This is a genomic window from Aeromonas sp. CA23 (genome assembly GCF_002587065.1).
GTDB classification, from domain to species: Bacteria; Pseudomonadota; Gammaproteobacteria; order Enterobacterales; family Aeromonadaceae; genus Aeromonas; species Aeromonas bestiarum.
In genome coordinates this window covers 3,529,160-3,551,022 of the sequence record NZ_CP023818.1, presented here as the reverse complement: position 1 = coordinate 3,551,022, position 21,863 = coordinate 3,529,160, and the positions used below count along the sequence as shown (strand labels likewise).

23 protein-coding genes are annotated in these 21,863 nt (G+C 61.9%); 16 read left to right on the top strand and 7 right to left on the bottom strand.

The genetic code is table 11. The features are described from left to right. Nucleotides 1–11 precede the first annotated feature (11 nt). From CK910_RS16560 to ttcA, 9 genes are all read left to right on the top strand, one after another. Nucleotides 12–191, top strand: coding sequence for a CcoQ/FixQ family Cbb3-type cytochrome c oxidase assembly chaperone (locus CK910_RS16560; protein WP_005315611.1), 180 nt, complete (start codon nt 12–14; stop codon nt 189–191). After that, nucleotides 191–1,168 carry a cytochrome-c oxidase, cbb3-type subunit III gene (gene ccoP, locus CK910_RS16555; RefSeq protein WP_043135358.1) on the top strand — a complete coding sequence of 326 codons (978 nt, stop codon included), beginning with the start codon at nt 191–193 and terminating at the stop codon, nt 1,166–1,168. Before CK910_RS16560 ends, ccoP begins: the two co-directional genes overlap by 1 nt. A 129-nt stretch (nt 1,169–1,297) precedes the next feature. After that, nucleotides 1,298–1,786, top strand: a complete 489-nt coding sequence (locus CK910_RS16550; protein ID WP_098984028.1) for a FixH family protein — start codon at nt 1,298–1,300, stop codon at nt 1,784–1,786. A gap of 92 nt (nt 1,787–1,878) precedes the next feature. Continuing rightward, nucleotides 1,879–4,275, top strand: a complete 2,397-nt coding sequence (locus tag CK910_RS16545) for a heavy metal translocating P-type ATPase (RefSeq protein WP_098984027.1) — start codon at nt 1,879–1,881, stop codon at nt 4,273–4,275. 127 nt (nt 4,276–4,402) lie between these two features. Then, the gene (gene ccoS, locus CK910_RS16540; RefSeq protein WP_043135361.1) at nt 4,403–4,591 is read left to right on the top strand and encodes a cbb3-type cytochrome oxidase assembly protein CcoS; all 189 of its coding nucleotides are present in this window, start codon (nt 4,403–4,405) and stop codon (nt 4,589–4,591) included. After that, nucleotides 4,575–5,261 carry a sulfite exporter TauE/SafE family protein gene (locus CK910_RS16535; protein ID WP_043555785.1) on the top strand — a complete coding sequence of 229 codons (687 nt, stop codon included), beginning with the start codon at nt 4,575–4,577 and terminating at the stop codon, nt 5,259–5,261. The genes ccoS and CK910_RS16535 overlap by 17 nt, the downstream gene beginning before the upstream one ends. A gap of 68 nt (nt 5,262–5,329) precedes the next feature. Next, a complete protein-coding gene (locus tag CK910_RS16530; protein ID WP_042866440.1) occupies nt 5,330–6,085 on the top strand; it encodes an FNR family transcription factor in 756 nt (251 codons plus the stop codon). Between the two features lie 130 nt (nt 6,086–6,215). Further along, nucleotides 6,216–7,163: a universal stress protein UspE gene (gene uspE / locus CK910_RS16525; protein ID WP_043135363.1), complete on the top strand. Its 948-nt coding sequence runs from the start codon at nt 6,216–6,218 to the stop codon at nt 7,161–7,163. 82 nt (nt 7,164–7,245) lie between these two features. Further along, a complete protein-coding gene (gene ttcA / locus CK910_RS16520; protein WP_098984026.1) occupies nt 7,246–8,154 on the top strand; it encodes a tRNA 2-thiocytidine(32) synthetase TtcA in 909 nt (302 codons plus the stop codon). Nucleotides 8,155–8,232: 78 nt separating this feature from the next. On the opposite strand, the gene CK910_RS16515 is transcribed toward ttcA, so the two are convergent. Together CK910_RS16515 and CK910_RS16510 are read right to left on the bottom strand one after the other, a co-directional pair. Then, entirely contained in the window at nt 8,233–8,913 is a 681-nt protein-coding gene (locus tag CK910_RS16515; protein ID WP_098984025.1) for a DUF2987 domain-containing protein, read from the bottom strand. A gap of 163 nt (nt 8,914–9,076) precedes the next feature. Then, nucleotides 9,077–9,814, bottom strand: coding sequence for a hypothetical protein (locus tag CK910_RS16510; protein ID WP_052159041.1), 738 nt, complete (start codon nt 9,812–9,814; stop codon nt 9,077–9,079). A 343-nt stretch (nt 9,815–10,157) separates the two neighbouring features. On the opposite strand from CK910_RS16510, the gene CK910_RS16505 reads away from it, so the two are divergent. The 7 genes from CK910_RS16505 to CK910_RS16475 all read left to right on the top strand — a co-directional run bounded on the left by CK910_RS16505 (nt 10,158) and on the right by CK910_RS16475 (nt 16,871). Then, nucleotides 10,158–10,775 carry a glutathione S-transferase family protein gene (locus CK910_RS16505; protein ID WP_098984024.1) on the top strand — a complete coding sequence of 206 codons (618 nt, stop codon included), beginning with the start codon at nt 10,158–10,160 and terminating at the stop codon, nt 10,773–10,775. Nucleotides 10,776–10,982: 207 nt separating this feature from the next. After that, nucleotides 10,983–11,402: a D-ribose pyranase gene (rbsD, locus tag CK910_RS16500; RefSeq protein WP_098984023.1), complete on the top strand. Its 420-nt coding sequence runs from the start codon at nt 10,983–10,985 to the stop codon at nt 11,400–11,402. A gap of 21 nt (nt 11,403–11,423) precedes the next feature. Next, the gene (gene rbsA / locus CK910_RS16495) at nt 11,424–12,959 is read left to right on the top strand and encodes a ribose ABC transporter ATP-binding protein RbsA (protein WP_098984022.1); all 1,536 of its coding nucleotides are present in this window, start codon (nt 11,424–11,426) and stop codon (nt 12,957–12,959) included. Then, entirely contained in the window at nt 12,956–13,921 is a 966-nt protein-coding gene (rbsC, locus tag CK910_RS16490; protein WP_043555793.1) for a ribose ABC transporter permease, read from the top strand. Before rbsA ends, rbsC begins: the two co-directional genes overlap by 4 nt. Nucleotides 13,922–13,942: 21 nt before the next feature. Beyond that, complete coding sequence (gene rbsB / locus CK910_RS16485) at nt 13,943–14,818, top strand: ribose ABC transporter substrate-binding protein RbsB (protein WP_043555794.1); 876 nt, start codon at nt 13,943–13,945, stop codon at nt 14,816–14,818. 110 nt (nt 14,819–14,928) lie between these two features. Next, a complete protein-coding gene (rbsK, locus tag CK910_RS16480) occupies nt 14,929–15,861 on the top strand; it encodes a ribokinase (protein ID WP_098984021.1) in 933 nt (310 codons plus the stop codon). Then, nucleotides 15,861–16,871 (top strand): substrate-binding domain-containing protein, encoded by a 1,011-nt coding sequence (locus CK910_RS16475; protein WP_098984020.1) that lies wholly within the window; start codon nt 15,861–15,863, stop codon nt 16,869–16,871. The genes rbsK and CK910_RS16475 overlap by 1 nt, the downstream gene beginning before the upstream one ends. A 60-nt stretch (nt 16,872–16,931) precedes the next feature. Here the strand turns inward: CK910_RS16475 and CK910_RS16470 are convergent, their stop codons facing one another. From CK910_RS16470 to CK910_RS16450, 5 genes are all read right to left on the bottom strand, one after another. After that, a complete protein-coding gene (locus CK910_RS16470) occupies nt 16,932–18,584 on the bottom strand; it encodes a GGDEF domain-containing protein (RefSeq protein ID WP_098984019.1) in 1,653 nt (550 codons plus the stop codon). After that, on the bottom strand, nt 18,584–19,060 hold the full coding sequence (locus CK910_RS16465; protein WP_098985130.1) for a hypothetical protein: 477 nt from the start codon (nt 19,058–19,060) through the stop codon (nt 18,584–18,586). The genes CK910_RS16470 and CK910_RS16465 overlap by 1 nt, the downstream gene beginning before the upstream one ends. 87 nt (nt 19,061–19,147) lie before the next feature. Then, the gene (gene cobB, locus CK910_RS16460; protein WP_043135373.1) at nt 19,148–19,921 is read right to left on the bottom strand and encodes a Sir2 family NAD+-dependent deacetylase; all 774 of its coding nucleotides are present in this window, start codon (nt 19,919–19,921) and stop codon (nt 19,148–19,150) included. Between the two features lie 90 nt (nt 19,922–20,011). Then, nucleotides 20,012–20,611, bottom strand: a complete 600-nt coding sequence (locus CK910_RS16455; protein WP_098984018.1) for a GNAT family N-acetyltransferase — start codon at nt 20,609–20,611, stop codon at nt 20,012–20,014. Between the two features lie 3 nt (nt 20,612–20,614). Continuing rightward, on the bottom strand, nt 20,615–21,862 hold the full coding sequence (locus CK910_RS16450; protein WP_098984017.1) for a response regulator: 1,248 nt from the start codon (nt 21,860–21,862) through the stop codon (nt 20,615–20,617). Between the last annotated feature and the right edge of the window lies 1 nt (nt 21,863).

The window sequence follows — 21,863 nt, the reverse complement described above, 5'->3', positions numbered from 1 at the left end:
GGAGTCAGGATATGGATTACGGCACATTTCGCGGCCTTTATACCCTGCTGTTGATGGCCATCATGATCGGCATCATCGTCTGGGCATACAGCAAGCGCCGCAAGGCCTCTTTCGACGAGGCTGCCAACCTGGTTTTTGCCGACGACGAGCAACCCGGTGCTGATAACAAGAACGCAGGAGCGAAACAATAATGAGCACTTTGTTTAGCATTTTTGTGACCGTCATCAGCCTGGGAACCATACTCGGCTGCTTCTTGCTGCTGGTGTGGTGCCTGCGCGACAAGATGGGCGTGGAAGAGGGCAAGTCCATGGGGCACGCCTTCGACGGTATCGAAGAGATCAACAACCCGCTGCCGAAGTGGTGGACCTACATGTTCCTCTTCTTCATCGTCACCGGTCTGGTCTACCTGCTGGCCTTCCCGGGCTTGGGCAACTGGAAGGGTCTGCTGGGCTGGCAGAGCTCCAACCAGGACGTCCGCTCGCTGGCCGAGTCCAAGGCGGCGGTGGCCTCCGCCAAGGCCGAAGGCCGGGCGGTGGAGTACGACCGCGAACTGGTCAAGGCTGACGAGATCTACGGCGCCAAGTTCCGCGAGCTGGCCTATCAGGCCGATGGCAAGACCTATCGCGCCATCGAAGAGATCGCCGCCGATCCGGAAGCACGCAAGGTGGGTCAGCGTCTGTTCCTGCAGAACTGTTCCCAATGTCACGGTTCCGATGCCCGCGGCGGTCGCGGTTTCCCGAACCTGACCGACAGCGAATGGCAATGGGGCGGTCAGCCTGATCAGATCAAGACCACCATCATGGGCGGTCGTCAGGGCGTGATGGCGGCCTGGGGCGAGATCCTGGGTCAGGATGGGGTGAAAGAAGTCGCCTCCTACGTGCTGAGCCTGTCCGGTCGCAAGGTCGATCTGGTCGAGGCCAAGAAGGGCGAAGCGCGCTTCACCATCTGCGCCGCCTGTCATGGCCCGGATGCCAAGGGCGGTATCGCCTTCGGAGCACCTGACCTGACCAACAACACCTGGCTGTATGGCGGTTCCCGTCAGGTGGTCGAGCAGACCATCACCCACGGTCGTCACGGCGTCATGCCGGCCTGGAAGGATATTCTGGGTGAAGACAAGGTTCATCTGCTCGCCTCCTACGTTTATAGTTTGTCCCACAACAACAAGTAAAATAAGCAGTAACATGTGATAAGCACGTGATTACTCAGCAAAAAGCCTCGACTCTTCGAGGCTTTTTGTTATCTTGTGTTGGCTGAAAAGCCTCCATTCTGTTAATCATACGTTTCGGTAGCACTCATTATGTCCCAACCCTGGTATCGCCAATTTTGGCCCTGGTTCATCATCGCCCTCCCGGCCGCCGCCGTGATCGCCAGCATCGGCACGGCCATCATCGCCAGCAAGGATGGCGTCAATCTGGTCGCCGAGGACTATTACAAACAAGGCAAAGAGATCAATCAGGACTTGAGCAAGTTCGATCGATCCGAAGCCCTCAACATTCGCATAGCGCTGGAAGTGAATGGCCAGGAGCTGACCCTCAAGCCTCTGTCGGGAGATATCCCCCCCGGTCAGGCCCTCTACCTCTCCCTGTTCCACCCGACCCTGGCCGGCATGGACAGCGAACACATGGTGACGGCCGACGCCAGCGGCGTCTATCGTCTGCTGCTCGACAAACCATTGAACGGGAAATGGCATATCCGGGTCGATGCCTTCAATCACGAATGGCGTCTGCAAGAGACAGTCCAGCTCCCGACCAAGGCGCCCGTCGAACTCGATCCCAAAGGACGTTAAGCCATGACAGGCGGTTTTCACCCTGGCGAGCCGGTTCCCGCCAGCACGCCCCATGCCCCGCTCGTTTACTTTACCTCCCGGGGCAAGACGCCATGAAGGCTTGTTTCCATTGTGGTGAGCAGGTTCCCGCCGGCAGTCGTTATGCGCTCGAGATCAAGGGCATAGTGCAACCCATGTGCTGCCCCGGCTGTCAGGCCGTGGCAGAAACCATCATGGAGTGCGGCCTCTCCAGTTATTACGAGCACCGCACAGCGCCCGGCATCAAGGGGGAACTGGTCCCGGAAGAGCTGGCCGCCCTCACCCACTACGATCTGGCCGAGGTGCAGCAGGATTTTGTCACCGACAGCGGCACGGGCAGCCACAGGCAGCGCGAGATCCTGCTCAGCGTGGAAGGGCTGACCTGCGCCGCCTGCGCCTGGCTCATCGAGCGTCATCTGACCGGCCTTGCCGGCCTGCACTACATCAACGTCAATACCACCACTCACCGCGCCCGCATCAAGTGGGATCCGGACCGGCTTGCCTTGAGCGACATCCTCAAGGGGTTCGCCAAGATAGGCTATCGTGCCTACCCGTTCCAGACCCACAACCAGGAAGCTATCTACGCCAAAGAAGTGCGCAGCTACATGTTCCGGCTGGCACTGGCGGGCCTGGGGTCAATGCAGGTGATGATGTGCGCCGTGGCGCTCTACATGGATCTCTTCATCAGCGTCGAGGATGAGTTCATGGTCTACTTCAAGTGGATCAGCCTCTTGCTCTCGACCCCCATCATGATCTACTCGGCCCAGCCGTTTTACGTGGGCGCCTGGCGCAGCCTGAAACAGGGCCACCTCTCCATGGACGTGTCGGTATCGCTGGCACTGATCGGCGCCTTCGTCGCCTCCATGTGGGCCACCGTCTTCAATACCGGTGAGGTCTATTACGACTCCATCACCATGTTCGTCTTCTTCCTGCTGCTGGGGCGTTTTCTGGAGTTGCGGGCCAGACGCAAGGCGTCAGAGTCCAGCTCCAACCTGGCACGGCTGGTGCCCATCATGGCCACGCGCATCGATGAAGATGGCGAACACGAGGTAGCAGCCAAGATGCTGCAGGTGGGAGACAGAATACGGGTACTGGCCGGCGCCACCTTGCCGGCCGATGGCCTCATCGTCGAGGGGCAGGCCAGCCTCAACGAATCCATGCTGACCGGCGAGCAGTTGCCGCTGCTCAAGCAGCTGGGCGACAGCGTCTATGCCGGCACCATCAACACGGACGCACCGCTCCAGATCCGGGTCAGCCACCGCATCGAGGAGTCGCGCATCGCCCAGATCATGCGGCTGCAGGATCACGCGCTGGACGACAAGCCGGCCATCGCCCAGATGGCGGACGTGCTATCCCGCCACTTCATCCTGGTACTGCTGATCATTGCCGCGGCTGTGTGGACCTTCTGGCACTTCCATCAGCCGGAGCAGGCCTTCTGGGTCACCCTGGCCGTACTGGTCGCCACCTGCCCCTGCGCCCTGTCGCTGGCCACGCCGACCGCGCTCACCTCGGCCACCGCCCGCCTGACCCGATCCGGCATTCTGCTGCGCCGTGGCCATGTGCTGGACGTGCTGACCAAGGCCAACCGGATCGTGATGGACAAGACAGGCACCCTGACCACGGGCAACATCAGCCTGATCAGCACCACGGCGCTGGCCGAGCTGAGCGAGGCCCAGTGCCTCGCCATCGCCCGCGCACTGGAAGCCTACTCGGAACATCCCATCGCCCGTGCCTTTCGCAGCAAGGCGGCAGACGATGCCCTGTTGCTGTCGGCAAGCGAGGTGACCCCCGTCATAGGTCACGGCATTCAGGGCACGATCGCAGGCCGGCATTACCGCATCGGCAGCGCCCGCTGGCTGGCACTGCCCGTCGGACAGACTGCCAGCCAGGGCCTTGCCGTCTATCTGGCCGATGAGTCCAGGCTGCTGGCCCGCTTCATCCTGGCAGATACCTTGCGCCCGGATGCCAAGGCGCTGATCCAGGCCTTCAAGGCCGCCGGTCTCAAGACCACCATACTCACGGGTGACAGCTCGGCCCAGGCCGACGAGGTGGCTCGCGAACTCGGAGTGGACGAACTGGTGAAAGGGGTCACGCCGGATGGCAAGCTGGCCTATCTCAAGGAGCATGAGGCCCGCGGCGATATCAGCATCATGGTGGGGGATGGCATCAACGATGCCCCCGTGCTGGCCGGTGCCCACGCCTCCTTCGCCATGGCGGGCGGCACGGATCTGGCCAAAAACAGCGCCGATGCCATATTGCTGGCCGACGATCTCTCCCGTCTGCTGGAGGCGCGCACCCTGGCCATTCGTACCCGCAAGATCATCCAGGAGAACTTCGCCTGGTCCATCGGCTACAACCTGCTGGTGCTGCCGCTGGCGGCCAGTGGCTGGTTGCCACCCTATGTGGCGGCGGCGGGCATGTCTCTGAGTTCCCTCATAGTCGTCACCAACTCCATGCGACTGAATCGCTGAGCCATGGCCGCATATACGCGCACGATAAAGGGAGCACACGTTTGCCGGGCTCCCCGCCCCACAGAATCGCCGGGCTCCTGACCACCAACGGGTGTACCATGACCACTCTCATTGCAAGGCTTGCACCATGAACATCATCTTCGTCCTGATCCCCATCGCCATCCTGTTTGTCATCATCGCCGGCGCCGTCTTCTTCTGGGCCATTCGCTCCGAGCAGTTTGAAGATCTCGACCGCCAGGGCTCCAATATCCTGTTCGATGAAGACAAACCCGCCCAGAAACCCAGCGAGCATACCTCCGATGACCGCCAGCCTTGATCTGGTCGGTGCCCTGCTGGTGGGGCTCGCGGGCTCAGGCCACTGCATCGGCATGTGTGGCGGCGTCTCGGCCGCCCTCTCCATGGCCATTCCCCCCGAGAAGCAGCACTTCTGGGGCCGGCTCGGTTATCTGCTCAACTACAACCTGGGCCGGATCCTCAGCTACGTGGTAGCCGGTGCTCTGGTGGGGGGCCTGCTGGCCACCACCAGCGAGCTGGGCGCAGGCAAGCACGCCATCGCCGGCTTGCGGTTGGTGGCGGCGCTCTTGATGATAGCGCTCGGTCTCTACCTCGCCGGCTGGTGGCAGGGCATATTGCTGCTCGAGCGCATCGGCGCCCGACTCTGGCCCCGCATCAAGCCGCTGGCGGGCAAGTTTCTCCCCTTCACCTCGGCCTGGCAGGCCCTCCCCTTTGGCATGGTGTGGGGCTGGCTGCCCTGCGGTCTGGTTTACTCCATGCTGACCTGGAGTGCGGCGGCAGGTTCCGCCGGTGGCGGTGCGCTCATCATGCTCAGTTTCGGCATAGGGACCCTGCCGACACTGTTTGCACTGGGAGGACTGGCAGACCGCCTGCGTTACTGGCTGACCCTGCGCAGTTTGCGCCAGGGCGGGGCTGTTTTGCTCATCGCGTATGGGCTTCATACTCTCTGGATCGGGATAGCGTCCTTTTGAAACCCTATCCAAAACGGATGAGTTGATGGTAAACTTGTTTGATATAAATCAATTATTCGTATGAGCCTATGATCCCGGAAAAGAAACCTGGCAGACGTATTCAGAGCGGTGGCTGTGCAATTCATTGCCAGGATTGCAGCATCAGCCAGCTCTGCATTCCCTTCACCCTGAACGACAGCGAACTCGATCAGCTCGACAGCATCATCGAGCGAAAGAAGCCGATCCAGAAGGGTGAGGAGCTGTTCAAAGCCGGCGATGAGCTGAAATCGCTCTACGCGATCCGTTCCGGGACCATCAAGTCATACACCATCACGGAACAAGGGGATGAGCAGATCACTGCCTTCCACCTCGCCGGTGATCTGGTTGGTTTCGATGCCATTCACAAACAAGCACACCCCTCCTTCGCCCAGGCGTTGGAAACGGCCATGGTGTGCGAGATCCCGTTCGACGTGCTCGACGATCTCTCCGGCAAGATGCCCAAGCTGCGCCAGCAGATCATGCGACTGATGAGCAACGAAATCATGGGCGATCAGGAAATGATACTGCTGCTCTCCAAGAAGAATGCCGAAGAGCGCCTCGCCGCCTTCCTGCACAATCTGTCGGTGCGTTTCTCCGAGCGCGGCTTCTCCGCCAAGGAGTTCCGCCTCTCCATGACCCGCGGTGACATCGGCAACTACCTCGGCCTCACCGTCGAGACCATCAGCCGCCTGCTTGGCCGCTTCCAGAAGTCCGAGCTCATCAGCGTCAAGGGCAAGTACATCACAGTGCTGGATCATGTGGCCCTCGGCGTCATGGCTGGCGCGACCCGTCCTCCCTGCGGTTAATCCTCCTCTGTTGCCGGATCGGTTTACACTGAAATTTGATCCGGCACACGTCTCCCCACCTCCTCCTGAGCTAAGCTGTAATGGCTAAAGGTCTGCCATCATTGGTATTTTTGCCAAGGAGGAGGAGAACATGGTCAAGTACCGAAAGATCCTGGTCGTTATCAACCCGGAAGAAGAGCGGCAAATTGCCCTCGAACGTGCGGTCAAGGTGGCTGAGCTGGATGAAGGCGCTCAACTGACCCTGTTGCTCACCATTTACGACTTCTCGTACGAGATGACCGCCATGCTGTCGGTGGACGAACGGGAAGAGATGCGCCATGGCGTTATCGCCCAGCGCCGTGAATGGCTCGACGATATTCTGAAACCCTACCGAGCCAAGGGGCTGGACTGCGAGATCAAGGTGGTCTGGCACAATAGGCCCTTCGAATGCGTCATTCAGGAAGTGCTGGAAAACCGCCACGATCTGGTGGTCAAGGCGACTCACCATCACTCGTTTCTGCAAACCTTCATCTTTACCCCGACCGACTGGCACCTGCTGCGCAAGTGTCCCTGCCCCGTCCTGCTGGTCAAGGAGGGTCATTGGCAACGGGGCGGCAACATCATAGCCGCCATCAATTGTTCCAGCGACGATCAGGATCAGAAGCTGCTGAACGAGCGGATCACGGAGGAAGGGATTGCCATCGCCGAGCTGCTCGGTTCCAACCTCTACCTGGTCAACACCTATCCCGGCACCCCGGTCAACGTGGCCATCGAGCTGCCGGAGTTTGATCCCAACGCCTACAACGATGCCATTCGCAAACACCATGAGGGCCTGCTGCTGAGCCATGCCGACAAATTTGGCATCAGTCATCTGTGGACCCGGGTGGCGGAAGGCCTGCCGGAAGAGGTGTTGCCCGATCTGGCCGAAGATCTGCAAGCCACCCTGATGATCATGGGCTGCGTCGGTCGCACCGGCCTCTCCGCCGCCCTGCTCGGCAATACCGCCGAACACGTGGTGGACAGACTCGCCTGCGACATGCTGATCCTCAAACCCGCCGATTACAGCTGCCCGGTAGACAGCCGGCGCAGTCAATCATAAGACGCCTTTCACCCTGGCATCTTGCCCTCCCCCGGGACATGGCTATAATAACGCGCTTATTTGTGTCCCGGGTTTTACGAGCATGCTAGAAGAGCTGAACGCCAAAGATAAATACAGTTTCAACAAACTGCAGAAGCGCCTGCGGCGCAACGTAGGTCAGGCCATCGCCGACTTCAACATGATTGAAGAGGGCGACAAGATCATGGTGTGCCTGTCCGGTGGCAAGGACAGCTTCGCCATGCTCGACATCCTGATGAGCCTCAAGGCAAGCGCCCCCATCCATTTCGATCTGGTGGCCGTCAACCTGGATCAGAAGCAACCCGGTTTCCCCGAGCACGTGCTGCCGGAATACCTGGCCACCCTGGGCGTCGACTTCAAGATCGTCGAGGAAGACACCTACTCCATCGTCAAGGACAAGGTGCCGGAAGGCAAGACCACCTGCGCCCTCTGCTCCCGTCTGCGCCGTGGCATTCTCTATCGCACCGCCCAGGAGCTGGGCTGCACCAAGATTGCCCTCGGCCATCACAGGGACGACATTCTCGAGACCCTGTTCCTCAACATGTTCTACGGTGGCAAGCTCAAATCCATGCCGCCCAAGCTGGTGAGCGACGATGGCAAGAACGTGGTGATCCGCCCGCTGGCCTACTGCAAGGAGAAAGACCTGGTGCGCTATGCCGAGGTCAAGGCCTTCCCCATCATCCCGTGCAACCTGTGCGGTTCGCAGGAGAACCTGCAGCGTCAGGCCATCAAGCAGATGATGCAGGATTGGGATCGCCGCTTCCCGGGTCGTATCGAGACCATGTTCAGCGCCATTCAGGACGTGATCCCGAGCCACCTGCTCGATCACAAGCTGTTTGACTTCAAGAGCATCAACCGCGACTCCGGCATCATAGATGGCGGTGACAAGGCATTTGATCCGCCTGAACTGCCCAAGGCGCCGCTGCTGGACATCGACGAGATGGACATGCTGGATGTGATTGAAGTGCGCTAAGCACGATAGACACAAGTCCACAGCAATAAAAAAGGAGCGCTAGGCGCTCCTTTTTTATCTCACTGGCAAGCAGCTGGCTCACTCCTTGTGCAGCCAGGGGGTCAGTCGCAGTATCTCCCCCTGCAGTTGCAGTTTGCCCGCGGCGAAATCCGCCAGCTGGGCGTTGCTCAGCAGCAGTTGCCCTCCCTGCCAGGAGAGCGGTTGCTGGCGGGCACCATCGACCAGATAGGCGGTGCCCGTCGGTTGTACCAGGGTCACCCGCACGCCCGCCATCTCGGGCAGGAAATACTTGCCGACCATGCCGGCCAGCTTGCTCAGCAGGGCCTGCATATCCTGCTGACGCCCGGCCACCTCGGCCACCCTGAGATCCCACTGGCTGCCTGACACAGGCTGCACATCGGCCATCACCTGCACCGACAAATCGCAGGCCGTGTGCGCTTCGGTCAAGCCCACCACCACGGTCGCCTTGTCCAGATTGAGATCATCGTCATAGGGCAGCCGCAGCTCGCTGTCCACCGTCACCTCGGCGGTCACGTCCCGATCCAGGGTCGAGACCCGGGCCGAGGTGAGCAGGCAGCGCTGGCCATTTTGCTGATCAGTCAGGTAAAACCCCAGCCTGGCGTGACCGAACTCCCCCTTGGCGAAGGTCTTCATCTGGCTGTAGAAGGTACTGTACTGCAGATCCAGTGAAGGCTGTGCCAAGCCCAGGGTAGGCAACAGCAGCAAGCCTGCCGCCACGCCATGTCGAGTCCTCTTCATATGCCGTCCTTTTGCATCGCGCACTCGTCATGCGCTGAAATATGCCTGCGCCATCGTCTGGCCTCAGACTCGCTATGCGGTGAAATGTGCCTGTGCCATCACCTGACATCACGCTAGCTATGCGCTGAAATGCGCCTGCGCCAGGCGTCTGGCTGCAGGCTTGTTATGCGTTGAAATGATTTGGGCCTTCGCTCACTTCCGTCACTTCGACCGCGACCCCGCACAGATCCCGATAGAGGATCCCCTTGCAGTTGAAGTAGAGGGGGGCCACCCAGACAAGGCCCAATCCCATGGGGATCAGCGCCAGGAAAAACAGCGCTAGCATGACGCCATGCAGCAGCACTATGCTGGGCCAGCCGCGGGCAAACAGCTTGAGCGATACCAGAATGGCTTGCACCGGCGACAATCCGCGCTCCAGTACCAGCGGCACCGAGAACACCAGTCCCATGCCGATCAATGCAGACGGGATGAAGGCCAGCACCACCGGCAGTCCCACCAGTTCAAACAGGGGGCCGAACAGACTGGTGAGCATGCTGCCCAGCAGACTCAGGCTGCCCAGACGCAGGAAGTGGCGAAAGAAATCGAATACCTGGCTCGGGCGGGCACGCACACCGACCGACTGCTGCAATCCCAGCATGTCGAGGGACGAGGTCATGGGTGACATCATGATGGTGATAAGCAGGCTCAGTACCAGGGCTATGTCCATTCCCCCCTCCTGATTGAGGTAGGGGGCCAGCAGGGTATTGCTCAGCAATATCCAGATGGCCGTGACACCGACGATGGCCAGCAACAGGCCGAAACCGGTGCGCCGCGTCTGTTGCCAACTCTCCTGCAATACCCCCTTGAGGTCGAGACGATATCCCTGACTCAGGGATTGTTCGAGGGAACCACCGATCCGCATTTTATTACTCAATTGACTATCCAACATCAGAAAAACCACTATTCAGGGAGCACATTATAGCGATTTGACCCGGCATGCGTAGCCGTTTTTCCCCTTATCTGCTGACCAAAAAGTCTTTGATTTCATAAGGGCCCGCCATCGCAGTCAGCGCCGCTTCCGACCGGAACAGATTATCCACGCCAGGACCTTGCCCCCCATCCGCATCCGCCATCGGGCGTCCCTGTGGGGCTGATCGCCCTGCCTTGGCCCGCCGCGGCGATGGGCGTAGGATGCCAGAAGCCGTCACCGCTTCTACTCGCCCATCCGGACTGCCCGGTGGCGACCGCTTCACAAGGAGAATTGCATGTCTGATTTGACCCTGTATCTCGCCCCTGGCACCTGTGCCATGGCTGTGCACATAGCCCTGACCGAGGCCAAGGCCCACCATAACATCAAGGTGCTCGACCTGGCGGCCGGGGAGCAGCGCTCCGCCGCCTACCTCGCCATCAATCCCAAAGGCCGGGTGCCGGCTCTCGTCACCGAGCGCGGCGTGCTGACCGAAACCCCGGCCTTGCTGCTCTATGTGGCGCAGCGCTTCCCTAACGCCCGGCTTGCACCGCTGGACGATCCCTTCCTGCTGGCCCGCATGCAAGAAGTGAACAGCTTCCTCGCCTCCACGGTACACGTCTCCCACGCCCACGGTCGCCGTGGCAGCCGCTGGGCCGATGACGAACAGGCCATCGCCGCCATGCAAGCCAAGGTGCCGCAAAACATGCACGATGGCTTTGCCGAGATTGAACGCCACTATCTGGTCGGCCCCTGGGTGCTGGGAGAGAGTTTCAGCCTGGCCGACATCTATCTGTTCGTAGTGGCGAGCTGGCTCGAGAGCGATGGCGTGGCCATCGGCGAGTTCCCCAGGGTAGCGGCCCACTATCAACAGATGCTGGCACGCTCCGGTGTGCAGCAAGCCCTCGCCCTCTAACCCGGTATCTGCGGGTGCCAGTGCTCTGTCTGGCACCCTTTTCCCCTCTCTCCATCCCCCGCATTGAGATCGTTTTCACATTTCTGCCATCTCACTGTGGATCGCGCGGGCCTTAGGGCCTATCTTTCTCGCATGACGCAACCGGTTGCGTAACCGGTTGCCTAGATGAACATCAGATATGCGGACGCGAGTCTGCCGAGGTGCTGTATGAAACGAGGCAAGCTGCTCAATGCTCCCCTGAGTGCCCTGGTGGCACGGATGGGTCACACCGACGAGATCACCGTCTGCGATGCGGGCCTGCCCATTGCTGCGGGGCCGGAGCGCATCGATCTGGCACTGATGGCGGGCACTCCCAGCCTTACAACCGTGCTGACCGCCCTGCTCACCGATCTGGTGGTGGAGAAGGTGATCATGGCGAGCGAGATAAAACTGATCAGCCCAGCCGCCCATCAGGCGCTGGTCGATCAGCTGGAGGCGCACGCCGCTGCCCAAGGCAAGCCCATCACCATCGAATACTGCCTGCACGAGGCGTTCAAGACCCGCTCCCGCCAGAGCAAGGCGATCGTGCGCAGCGGCGAGGTCACCCCCTACGCCAACATTATTCTCTGCGCCGGTGTGGCGTTTTAAGCCTCTTCAAGGAAGCTGCAAATGAGCACAACCTCCTCCTCGCCCATTTCGCCCATTCTGGAGCTCACCGGGATCGTCAAGACCTTCCCCGGTGTACGCGCCCTCGATGAGGCTGGCCTCAAGGTCTACCCGGGCCAGGTGATGGCCCTGCTCGGCGAAAATGGCGCCGGCAAGTCCACCCTGATGAAGGTGCTGACCGGCATCTATCAGGCCGATGTGGGCAGCGTCAGCTATCGCGGCCAGCCGGTCCATTTCAAGGGCCCGCGCGATTCCCAGGATCAGGGGATCAGCATCATCCACCAGGAGCTGAACCTGCTGCCTGAGTTGTCGATTGCCGCCAATATCTTCCTCGGCCGCGAACCGCGTACCCGTTTTGGCAGCATAGACCACCGCCAGCTGCGCGAGCGCGCCAGCGGCCTCTTGGCCCGCCTCGGCGTCAAGCACGGGCCGGATACAAGGCTTGGGGATCTCTCCATTGGCGAACAGCAGATGGTGGAGATCGCCAAGGCGCTGTCGTTCGATGCCAGCGTCATCATCATGGATGAACCGACCGATGCGCTGACCGATACCGAGACCGAGCAGCTGTTTGTGGTGATCCGCGAGCTGCGCCAGCAGGGCTGCGGCATCGTCTACATCTCCCACCGTCTCAAGGAGATCTTCCAGATCTGCGACCGGGTTACCGTGCTGCGCGATGGCAAGTGGATCGGCGAGAAGGCGGTGAGCGAGCTAGATGAAGACAGGATCATCGAGATGATGGTGGGTCGGCGGCTGGAAGAGCAGTATCCCCGTCTGCAACGAGAGCTCGGCCCCGTCAGCCTGCAAGTAAAAGATCTGGCCGGCCCCGGCGTGCGCGGGGTGAGCTTCTCCCTGCGTCAGGGGGAAATTCTGGGCTTCAGCGGCCTGATGGGTTCCGGCCGTACCGAGCTGATGAAGCTTATCTACGGCGCCAGCCCCATCAGCGCAGGTGCGGTCGAAGTCGATGGCAAGGTCATGGTGCCGCGCAGCCCCGCCGATGGGCTGGCAGCCGGCATCGCCTACATCTCAGAGGATCGCAAGGGCGATGGCCTGGTGCTGGAGCTGTCGGTGCGCGAAAACATGAGTCTGTGCGCCCTCGGCGAGTTCATCCGCCACGGCAAGATTGACGGCAAGGCCGAACGTCAGGCGGTGAGCGACTATGTGCGGCTGTTCAACATCAAGACCCCGAGTCAGGATCAGCTGATAAAACTGCTCTCCGGCGGCAACCAGCAGAAGGTCGCCATCGCCAAGGGACTGTTGACCCGGCCCAAGGTGTTGATCCTGGATGAGCCGACCCGCGGCGTCGACGTGGGGGCCAAGAAGGAGATCTACCAGCTCATCAACCAGTTCAAGAAGGAGGGGATGAGCATCATCCTGGTCTCCTCCGAGATGCCGGAAGTGCTCGGCATGAGCGATCGCATCATGGTGATGCACGAAGGGCGCATCAGCGCAGAATTCATGTCCGCAGACGCCAATCAGGAGAAACTGATGGCGGCGGCAGTCGGTAAACAGTGGCAATCAGAGCAAGAGGCCTCCCAATGACAACCCAAACCCTTCCCCGCCGCGGCATCATGAGCAAGGCCTGGTGGATCGAGAACAAATCCCTGGTCGCCCTCCTGGTGCTGATCGGCGTGGTCTCGGCCTTAAGCCCCAACTTCTTCACCGCCGACAACCTGCTCAACATACTGCGCCAGACCTCGGTCAACGCCATCATGGCGGTCGGCATGACGCTGGTCATTCTCACCGCCGGCATCGATCTCTCGGTCGGCTCCGTGCTGGCCCTGTGCGGCGCCCTGGCGGCAACCATGGTGGCCATGGAGCTGCCCATCTGGCTAGTGGTGCCCCTCACCTTGGGAGCCGGTGCCCTGCTCGGCGGCGTCAGCGGTCTCATCATCGCCAAGGGCAAGGTACAGGCCTTCATCGCCACCCTGGTCACCATGACGGCCCTGCGCGGCGTGACCATGGTCTATACCGAGGGACGTCCCATCTCCACCGGTTTCAGTGACGGCGCCGATCACTTCGCCTGGCTGGGGACCGGCTACCTGCTCGGCCTGCCTGTGCCCATCTGGCTGATGGCCATCGTCTTCCTGCTGGCCTGGTTCATGCTCAACCACACTCGCCTCGGCCGTTACATCTACGCCCTCGGCGGCAACGAGTCGGCTACCCGCCTCTCCGGCATCAATGTGGCCAGGGTGAAGCTGGCGGTGTATGGTCTGTGCGGCATGCTGTCGGCACTGGCCGGGCTCATCGTCACCTCCCGCCTCTCCTCTGCCCAGCCGACCGCCGGCATGGGGTACGAGCTGGATGCCATCGCCGCCGTGGTGCTGGGGGGTACCAGTCTGATGGGGGGCAAGGGCCGCATCATGGGAACCCTGATCGGGGCGCTCATCATCGGCTTCCTCAACAATGCCCTCAACCTGCTCGACGTCTCGTCCTATTACCAGATGATCGCCAAGGCCAGCGTGATCTTGCTCGCCGTGATGATCGATAACAAAAGCAAGTAAGCACACACAAGGAATGAAATGATGAAAAAGCTCAATACCCTGCTCGCTGCCGCCATCATGTCCGTGCTGGGCACCGCCCAGGCCGCCGATCACACTCTGGCCATGGTGGTCTCCACCCTCAACAACCCCTTCTTCGTCACCATGAAAGAGGGGGCCGAAGCCAAGGCCAAGGAGCTTGGCTACGAGCTGGTGGTGCTGGACTCCCAGAATGACCCGGCCAAGGAGCTCTCCAACATGGAAGATCTCACCGTGCGCAAGGTCAATGCCATCCTGATCAACCCGACCGATTCCGAGGCCGTGGGCAACGCCATCCGCCTGGCCAACAAGGCCAACATCCCTGTGCTGACGCTGGACCGCGGCGCGGCCCAGGGTGACGTCAAGGCCCACATCGCCTCCGACAACGTGGCCGGCGGCAAGCTGGCCGGTGACTTCATCACCCAGAAACTGGGGGCCGGTGCCAAGGTCATTCAGCTGGAAGGGATCGCCGGTACCTCGGCCGCCCGCGACCGTGGCGAAGGTTTCGCCCTGGCCGTGGCCGCCAACAAGCTGGAAGTGCTGGCCTCCCAGCCCGCCGACTTTGACCGCACCAAGGGTCTGAACGTCATGGAGAACCTGCTGGCCGCCCACCCGACCGTGCAGGCCGTGTTCGCCCAGAACGACGAGATGGCGCTGGGTGCCATCCGCGCCGTGCAAGCCGCCGGCAAAGAGGTGATGATCGTCGGTTTCGACGGCACTGACGATGGCAAGGCCGCCGTGGCCAAGGGTAAACTGGCCGCCACCGTGGCCCAGCAGCCGGCGCTGATCGGTGCCATCGGCGTGGAAACCGCCGACAAGGTGCTCAAGGGCCAGCCGGTGGAAAAATCCATTCCGGTCCCGCTGCAAGTGGTCAGCAAGTAAGCCGATGGGGGGAGGCGTGCCTCCCCCTTTGCCTCCCCTGTTTTCGATTAACCGTGCAGCTTGGCTTGGGCCCACTCAAGCCAAGATGTTCCAAATCAAGGGTGATAAGAATGAATCGTCTCGTTGTTCTGGGCAGTGTCAATGCAGACCATGTACTGCGCGTTCCCCACTTTCCTCGCCCCGGTGAAACCCTGACCGGTCACAGCTATCAAGTCGTCCCCGGTGGCAAAGGTGCCAATCAGGCGGTCGCCGCCGCGCGCCTCGGCGCTCCCGTCGCCTTTATCGCCCGCATCGGCGATGACGCCATCGGCCAGCAGATGCGTCAGGGCTTTGCCCAGGACGGCATAGACGTGAGCGCGGTGGAGCTCGACGACACTCTGCCTACCGGCATCGCCATCATCTATGTGAGCGACGAGGGGGAGAACAGCATAGGCATCTCCGCCGAAGCCAATGGCGCCCTCTCCCCTGCCATGGTCAAGCGCCATGAAACCCTGATTGCCGACGCCCACACCCTGCTGTTGCAGCTGGAAGTGCCGCTGGGGAGCGTGTTTGAATCCGCCAGACTGGCTCGTGCCCACGGTACCCGGGTGGTGCTCAATCCGGCGCCCGCCCAACCGCTCTCTAGCGAGCTGCTGGCGCTGGTGGATCTCATCACCCCCAACCAGACCGAAGCCGAGCTGCTGACCGGCGTCAAGGTGACCGACGAGGCCAGCGCGGCTCAGGCGGCGGCCCGCTTCCACCAGATGGGGATCAGCGATGTGATGATCACCCTGGGCTCCCAAGGGGTCTATTGCAGCAACGCCCGGCAGCAACAACTGATCCCCGGTTTTCGGGTCGAGGCGGTGGACACCACGGCCGCAGGCGACACCTTCAACGGCGCCCTGCTGGCCGCCGAGCTGGCCGGCGCCGATTTCAAGGCCGCGGTGCGCTTTGCCCACGGTGCGGCTGCGCTCTCTGTCACCAAGTTCGGCGCCCAGAGCTCGATCCCGAGCAAGCAGGAGGTCGAGGCCTTCCTGCTCGCCCAGACTGCGCAGGGGCACTGATGGCCAATATCAAGGAGGTGGCGGCGCGGGCCCAGGTCTCTACCACCACAGTTTCCCACGTCATCAACGAGACCCGCTTCGTGGCCGAGGAGACCCGGGAGCGGGTCTTCGCCGCCATGCGCGATCTCAACTATGCCCCCAGCCTGGTGGCCCGCAGCCTCAAGGTGAAGGAGACCAACAGCATCGGCATGCTGGTCACCACCTCCAGCAACCCCTTCTTCGCCGAGGTGGTGCGCGGGGTGGAGCGCTACTGCTTCGAGCAGGGCTACAACCTGATGCTGGGCAACACCGAGGGGCAGGCCGAAACCGCCCTCTCCTACCTCAAGATGATGCTGCGCAAGCGGGTCGACGGCCTGCTTATCATGTGCAGCGAGGGGCAGCAGGAGGTGTTCAACCAGCTCGACTGGCTCAAGAGCCTGCCAGTGGTGGTGATGGACTGGGGCATGGAGAGCAAGGACGTGGATCTCATCGCCGACAACTCCCATCGCGGCGGTTACCTGGCCACCCGCCACCTGCTGACGCTGGGTCATACCGACATAGGCTGCATCACGGGCCCCCACAGCCGTGCCCCCGCCAATCAGCGCCAGTCCGGCTTCGAGCAGGCGATGCAGGAAGCGGGGCTGACCATCAATCCGGCCTGGATCCAGGAGGGCGACTTTGACTGCGCCAGTGGTTTCAGTGCCATGCAGCGGCTGCTGGTCCAACCCAAACGACCGAGCGCCCTCTTCATCTTCAACGACATGATGGCCATGGGGGCCATCAGCGCCGCCCATCAGGCGGGCTTGAACATACCGCAGGATCTCTCCATCGTCGGCTATGACAATGTGGCGCTGGCGCAATACCTGTCACCGCCGCTCACCACCATCAATCAGCCCAAGGAGGAGCTGGGTCGCCTCGCCGTCACCCGGCTGCTGGCGCGGATCAACGGGGTGGCGGTGGATAATCACCTGATCACGGTCGATCCTGACTTGGTGATCAGACAATCCTGCGCCCCCTTCCCTACCCCCTGATTTTCTAAACGCATCATGCAAAAAGGGCGACCCCTGGGTCGCCCTTTTTATCGCAGCCAGTCAGGCCTGCTGTCGCTCAGCCTGCGCAACCTGGGCCAGGCGTATCACGCCCAGTCGCTGTGCCAGCGGCGCCAGCAGACCGGCGTGAGCCGACGCCACCGGCAGCCAATAACGCAGTGGCCAGCCCGCCGCCAGCAAGTCCGGCGTACTGCTGCCAATCTCGCGGAGCGCCAGGGTACAGGCGCACTGGTTCAGCTTGGCCAGCAGGGCGGCATCCTGCTGCAGGCTTGGCAGCAGCAGTATGGGTTCGACATGGGCCAGCGCGGGCAGATAGGCCAGCACATGGGCCAGCTGAGCCTGATGCGTGAGCGCGATCAGTAGCGGCTGCGGATCACCGCCGGCAGGCTGATCATGCTCTTGCAGCAGCCGTGCGATCACGGGCCCCAGTATGCCGCCCTCCTGCAACCAGCCCATCTCGCAGGGCGTCAGCGTCTCCTGCCAGCGCAGTGACAAACCTGTCACCGCGGCGCCGCTCTCGCTGCCGAACCGCTGGGTATCGATCACCAGAGGGGAAGGCGCCACGTTTGCCAGCCAGTCCCGCAACTGGTGCAGCTGGCGCTGGGTCAGTTGCAACTGCAGCTGCATCCCGGGCTCGAACCAGGCGAGATCCCCATCGGCATCGCGCTTGGCCTGATTGAGAGCCAGAATGGCCTGATCCAGCAGCCGCTTGGGATCTGGTTCCTCCTGCACCTGGGCAACCCCCAGCCGACACGCCAGCTCGAAACTGCTCTCCCGGGTCACGAACTCGAAATGGAGCAGGCTCATCAACGCCTGGATCTGCGCCGCCATGCTCTGCCGCCCGGCGGTCAGGATCACCGCAAACTCATCCCCACCCAACCGGTAGGCATGACCGCCATGGGCGTGCTGCAGTTTGTCGGCTACCGTTTGCAGCAATCTGTCTCCCACCTGATAGCCGAGCAGATCGTTGACCTGTTTGAAGCGCTTCAAATCGAGCACCACCAGCGCCAGGGCATGGGAAGAGTCCAGCGAGCGTGCCAACTGTTCCTGCAAGGCGCGGCGATTGCCGAGCCGGGTCAGGGGATCGAGCAGGGAGAGGCGCCGGTTCTGCAAGTTGGCACGAATGAGGGCAAACACCAGCACACCACCGGTCACCAGCAGGATCAGTTGCCAGATCTGCAGCCAGAACAGGCTGCTGCGGATCTGGTTGACCGAGGCTTCCCGCTCCTGGCTGGAGAGGATCTGATCGCCAATCTGCTCAATCTGGCGGGTCTGCTCGGCAATCTGGCTCTGCAGTTGTTCGAGCTCGGCCCCTTCTCGCAGTTGCCCGGCCTGTATCTGGGGTTCGAGCCGCTTTATCTGTTCGAACAGCCCGGCCAACGCCTTGCCCAGCCCGTGACGCTCGCGCGCCTCGGCGGTTTCACTGCTGATGAGGAAGATATCCAGCCGGTTCCACAACAGATCGTAATTGAGGCTCAGGGTCTCCATCTCCAGTTGCCCGGCCCGATAGAGACGCAACTCATAGAGGAAACGCTGGGACTCCAGCATCACCTGGCTGATGTTCCAGTGAATGTTGCGATAGAAGGTATCGACCAGCTGCTCCTGGCGGTGTTGCAGATAGAGCCCGCAACCCGAGGAGAACAGAAACAGCAAGGTGATCGAGACCAGCAGCAGGTTATGGCGCTGACGACCCATCAGTCGATGATCTCGATGCGGGTCACCTGCCAGACCATGCAGTTATGAATGGGGGGAATGTCCAGCTTGGGGTGGCTGGAAAACGGGATCAGCAGCCAGAGCGGCCCCTTGTTGCGCCGGGTCAGCGGCTTGTCATCCTCGTGGCGCACCAGAGTCAGGGGCACACCGTCAAACAGGGCCAGGTCCACCACCTGCTGATAGCCGTTGAGGGCCGAGACGGCAATCTTGCTGGCACTCAGAATTCCCTGCGCCGCGAGTACGGCCGCCAGGGTCGGACCACGATAATGGTGCGAGCCCTGAGTCCAGGGCGTGGTGGTGGTGAACTCGGTTTGTGGCAGGGCGGCCAGCGCCGCGTCATCGAGCATGAGCTGCTTGCCGTTGGGCAGCACCAGCGTCATCAGAGGGGGAGATGCCAATGCGCTGGCGCTGGCCAGCATCAGGAGGAAAAAAGCGATCCATTGCTTCACTGTGGTCATGATGATTTGCGCCAACTGCGTCCCATATTTGGGTTGCCAGTGTGGCGATTTCACCAGGTCATTGCAACTGTGACATGGCACAGTTGCTCAGGATCCGCGCATCTCCATCCAGTTGTGACCGTCTATCTGTTTGGGTTGATGCACACCGCAACGTTGCAGCAACTCGTCAACGAAGGCGGGCACCAGCAGGGAGGCAGGTCCATAGCGTTTCTCGTCAAACTGGCTGCCCACCTCGCTCGGTTCCAGATTGAGCTCTATGGTATGGGCACCGTTCAACCCGGCCTCATGCACGAAACCGGCGGCGGGATAGACGGCACCCGAGGTACCGATGGAGATGAAGAGGTCGCACTGGGCCAGTGCGCCGTAGATGCGATCCAGCCCCAGCGGCATCTCGCCAAACCAGACTACATGCGGGCGCAATGGCTGGGGAAACTGGCAGCAGGAGCAGAGCTCATCCTGATGCAGATCGCCGCGCCACTCGATCACCTGGCCCGACTCGGGGCAGCGGGCCTTGAGCAGTTCCCCGTGCATGTGGATGAGGTTCTTGCTGCCCGCACACTCGTGCAGGTTGTCGATATTCTGGGTCACCAGGGTGACTGTGCCCGGCAGCAGGCGTTCGAGGCGAGCCAGCGCATAGTGGGCCGGGTTGGGGTGGATCTGCGGTTGTTGCAGCTGATGGCGGCGCGAGTTGTAGAAGCCTTGCACCAGGGCGGGATCCCGCGCGTACCCTTCCGGGGTCGCCACATCCTCCACCCTGTGCTCTTCCCACAGACCGTCGCAGGCCCGGAAGGTCTTGATGCCGGATTCGGCAGAGATCCCGGCGCCGGTAAGGATGACGATGTGTTTAGCTGACTGCACCATGATGGATTCCCTCTGACCGCATACAAGGCTGACCTTAGCACAGGGTGAAAAACAGGCCTATTCGCCCTTGGTCTTATGAGGATACCCCCGTCACAGGGTATCGAGCACGCTCAGATCGAGCCGGACAAACACCAGCTCCCGCCCCGTCACCAGGGTGAGCGGCAGCCCCAGCCCGCGCAGGAGTGCCAGCATGGGGCGATTCTGGGCCAGCACCTCGGCCGTCCACTCGCGAATGCCTTCGGCGCGCGCCAGCAGCGCCAGTGCCAGCAGGATACGCCTGCCCGCCCCCCTGTGCTGGAAGTGATCCGCCACCAGGCAGGAGAACTCGGCCCGATCCGGGTGCAGCCGCCGCCGGATGGACTGGGCCTGGGCCAGCGGCCGCCCCAGACCATCTGTGAGCAGCAAGCCTATCTGGGACGCTCTGGGGTAATCGAGAAAGAAGGCGAGCTGATCGGCGGTGGGGGGCTGCTTGGCCCGCATGAAGCGCAAGTAAATGCTCTGCTCGCTCAACGCCTCATAAGCCGCCTTGATACTCTCGGGGTCAGCCCCCGCCAGCTCTTGCAGCCGGCAGGGGACGCCCCCCACTTCCATCATCAGCGGCAAGGATGCCCGCGAGGTGGGATGCAGCCAGCCGGCCAAGCTGCGGCGCAAGCGCGCCTCATCGGGAGGCCAGCAGAGATAGCGAGGCACGGGTTACCAGCGCCCCGTCATGCCGCGATCGCGCCACAACTCGTTATCGAGCAGGTTGAAGGGGTCATCCAGATAGAGGGCGATGCCGAGCTCCCTGGCCCGGTTGATGAAGCGCCCCAGCAGGGAGTCCGGCGTCATGGCCTCCAGCCCGGGCAGCAGGCTCTGCCCCAGCAGCAGGTGCTGCAGGGGCATCCGCTCCAGCAGATCGAACGGCATGTGCTGATCGCTGTCGAGCAGCAAGGCGAGCCTGGCGCCGGCCAGACTGGCCTGCAACACCAGGGCAAACCGCTCCGCCTGACTGAGCAGATGGTCGCGACGGTGAATGACCAGGGTCAGCTCACTGGCGTCTCGCCCCTGCTTGCCCAGCCACTCCCGTACCAGCTCCCAGCGTGGTGGCAAACCGGTCACCGCCAGCCAGACGGGCAGCCTGGAGGGGGGATCCGAGATAAGCCCCAGTAGCCCCTTCTCCTCCCCCTGCCAGGTACGAATGGTACGGCGCTGGCCACTGAGCCGCTGTTGCCGCTGGGGCCCCAGATAAAGCACCTTGAGCAAGCGCAGCAGATCGTCGGTCAACAGGGGCTTGGCCAGGGCCGCCACCACGTTGAAACCGGCGTCATGCAGCAGGCGCCGGGCACCGTCTATCAGGGTCTGATCGTGCGCCGACAGCAATATGATGGGCAGGCCGCTTTGCTGGTACTGGGGCTGGCTCATCAACAGGCTGATGGCATCCTGCTCCACCAGACTGAGATCGCTGATGAGCAGTGTGACCTTCCCCTCCGCCAGCGCCTGGATACAGGCATTGCCATCCTGCACCCATTGACAGGAGAGCCCCAATCCCTGGATCTCCTGCTGAATGTGGGCCCCCTGAAACGGATGGTCCTCCAGCAACAAGATCCGCATCCCGGCCAGCCAGTGTTGCCACTGCTGGTAACGGCCATGCACGCCAGCCAGCCAGTCATCCGAGAGCCGATAGATGCCCTCCCCCTGCGCCATCAGTTGCGGCAGATAGTCGGCGCCAGCGTGCGAGGCCGGATCAAACAGGGCAATGGCACCGGCGGCAAACAACCCCTCCCAGTGCCAGCAGGCATCGGGTTTGGTGCGGCGCAGGGTCGCAAATTCGGGCAGGCTGACCGCCTGGGCCGCCCGATAGGCGACCCCATCCAGCGCATAGATGGTCACGGGATGGAAGAAACGCTCTTGCGTCTCTTCCGGATCCAGCAACGCCAATAACTCTTCATCTGTGATGATCATG

Bases quoted from the DNA above. Each gene is read 5' to 3' on its own strand.
- CK910_RS16560 (WP_005315611.1), top strand. From the start codon at position 12: ATGGATTACGGCACATTTCGCGGCCTTTATACCCTGCTGTTGATGGCC.
- ccoP (WP_043135358.1), top strand. From the start codon at position 191: ATGAGCACTTTGTTTAGCATTTTTGTGACCGTCATCAGCCTGGGAACC.
- CK910_RS16550 (WP_098984028.1), top strand. From the start codon at position 1,298: ATGTCCCAACCCTGGTATCGCCAATTTTGGCCCTGGTTCATCATCGCC.
- CK910_RS16545 (WP_098984027.1), top strand. From the start codon at position 1,879: ATGAAGGCTTGTTTCCATTGTGGTGAGCAGGTTCCCGCCGGCAGTCGT.
- ccoS (WP_043135361.1), top strand. From the start codon at position 4,403: ATGAACATCATCTTCGTCCTGATCCCCATCGCCATCCTGTTTGTCATC.
- CK910_RS16535 (WP_043555785.1), top strand. From the start codon at position 4,575: ATGACCGCCAGCCTTGATCTGGTCGGTGCCCTGCTGGTGGGGCTCGCG.
- CK910_RS16530 (WP_042866440.1), top strand. From the start codon at position 5,330: ATGATCCCGGAAAAGAAACCTGGCAGACGTATTCAGAGCGGTGGCTGT.
- uspE (WP_043135363.1), top strand. From the start codon at position 6,216: ATGGTCAAGTACCGAAAGATCCTGGTCGTTATCAACCCGGAAGAAGAG.
- ttcA (WP_098984026.1), top strand. From the start codon at position 7,246: ATGCTAGAAGAGCTGAACGCCAAAGATAAATACAGTTTCAACAAACTG.
- CK910_RS16515 (WP_098984025.1), bottom strand. From the start codon at position 8,913: ATGAAGAGGACTCGACATGGCGTGGCGGCAGGCTTGCTGCTGTTGCCT.
- CK910_RS16510 (WP_052159041.1), bottom strand. From the start codon at position 9,814: ATGCGGATCGGTGGTTCCCTCGAACAATCCCTGAGTCAGGGATATCGT.
- CK910_RS16505 (WP_098984024.1), top strand. From the start codon at position 10,158: ATGTCTGATTTGACCCTGTATCTCGCCCCTGGCACCTGTGCCATGGCT.
- rbsD (WP_098984023.1), top strand. From the start codon at position 10,983: ATGAAACGAGGCAAGCTGCTCAATGCTCCCCTGAGTGCCCTGGTGGCA.
- rbsA (WP_098984022.1), top strand. From the start codon at position 11,424: ATGAGCACAACCTCCTCCTCGCCCATTTCGCCCATTCTGGAGCTCACC.
- rbsC (WP_043555793.1), top strand. From the start codon at position 12,956: ATGACAACCCAAACCCTTCCCCGCCGCGGCATCATGAGCAAGGCCTGG.
- rbsB (WP_043555794.1), top strand. From the start codon at position 13,943: ATGAAAAAGCTCAATACCCTGCTCGCTGCCGCCATCATGTCCGTGCTG.
- rbsK (WP_098984021.1), top strand. From the start codon at position 14,929: ATGAATCGTCTCGTTGTTCTGGGCAGTGTCAATGCAGACCATGTACTG.
- CK910_RS16475 (WP_098984020.1), top strand. From the start codon at position 15,861: ATGGCCAATATCAAGGAGGTGGCGGCGCGGGCCCAGGTCTCTACCACC.
- CK910_RS16470 (WP_098984019.1), bottom strand. From the start codon at position 18,584: ATGGGTCGTCAGCGCCATAACCTGCTGCTGGTCTCGATCACCTTGCTG.
- CK910_RS16465 (WP_098985130.1), bottom strand. From the start codon at position 19,060: ATGACCACAGTGAAGCAATGGATCGCTTTTTTCCTCCTGATGCTGGCC.
- cobB (WP_043135373.1), bottom strand. From the start codon at position 19,921: ATGGTGCAGTCAGCTAAACACATCGTCATCCTTACCGGCGCCGGGATC.
- CK910_RS16450 (WP_098984017.1), bottom strand. From the start codon at position 21,862: ATGATCATCACAGATGAAGAGTTATTGGCGTTGCTGGATCCGGAAGAG.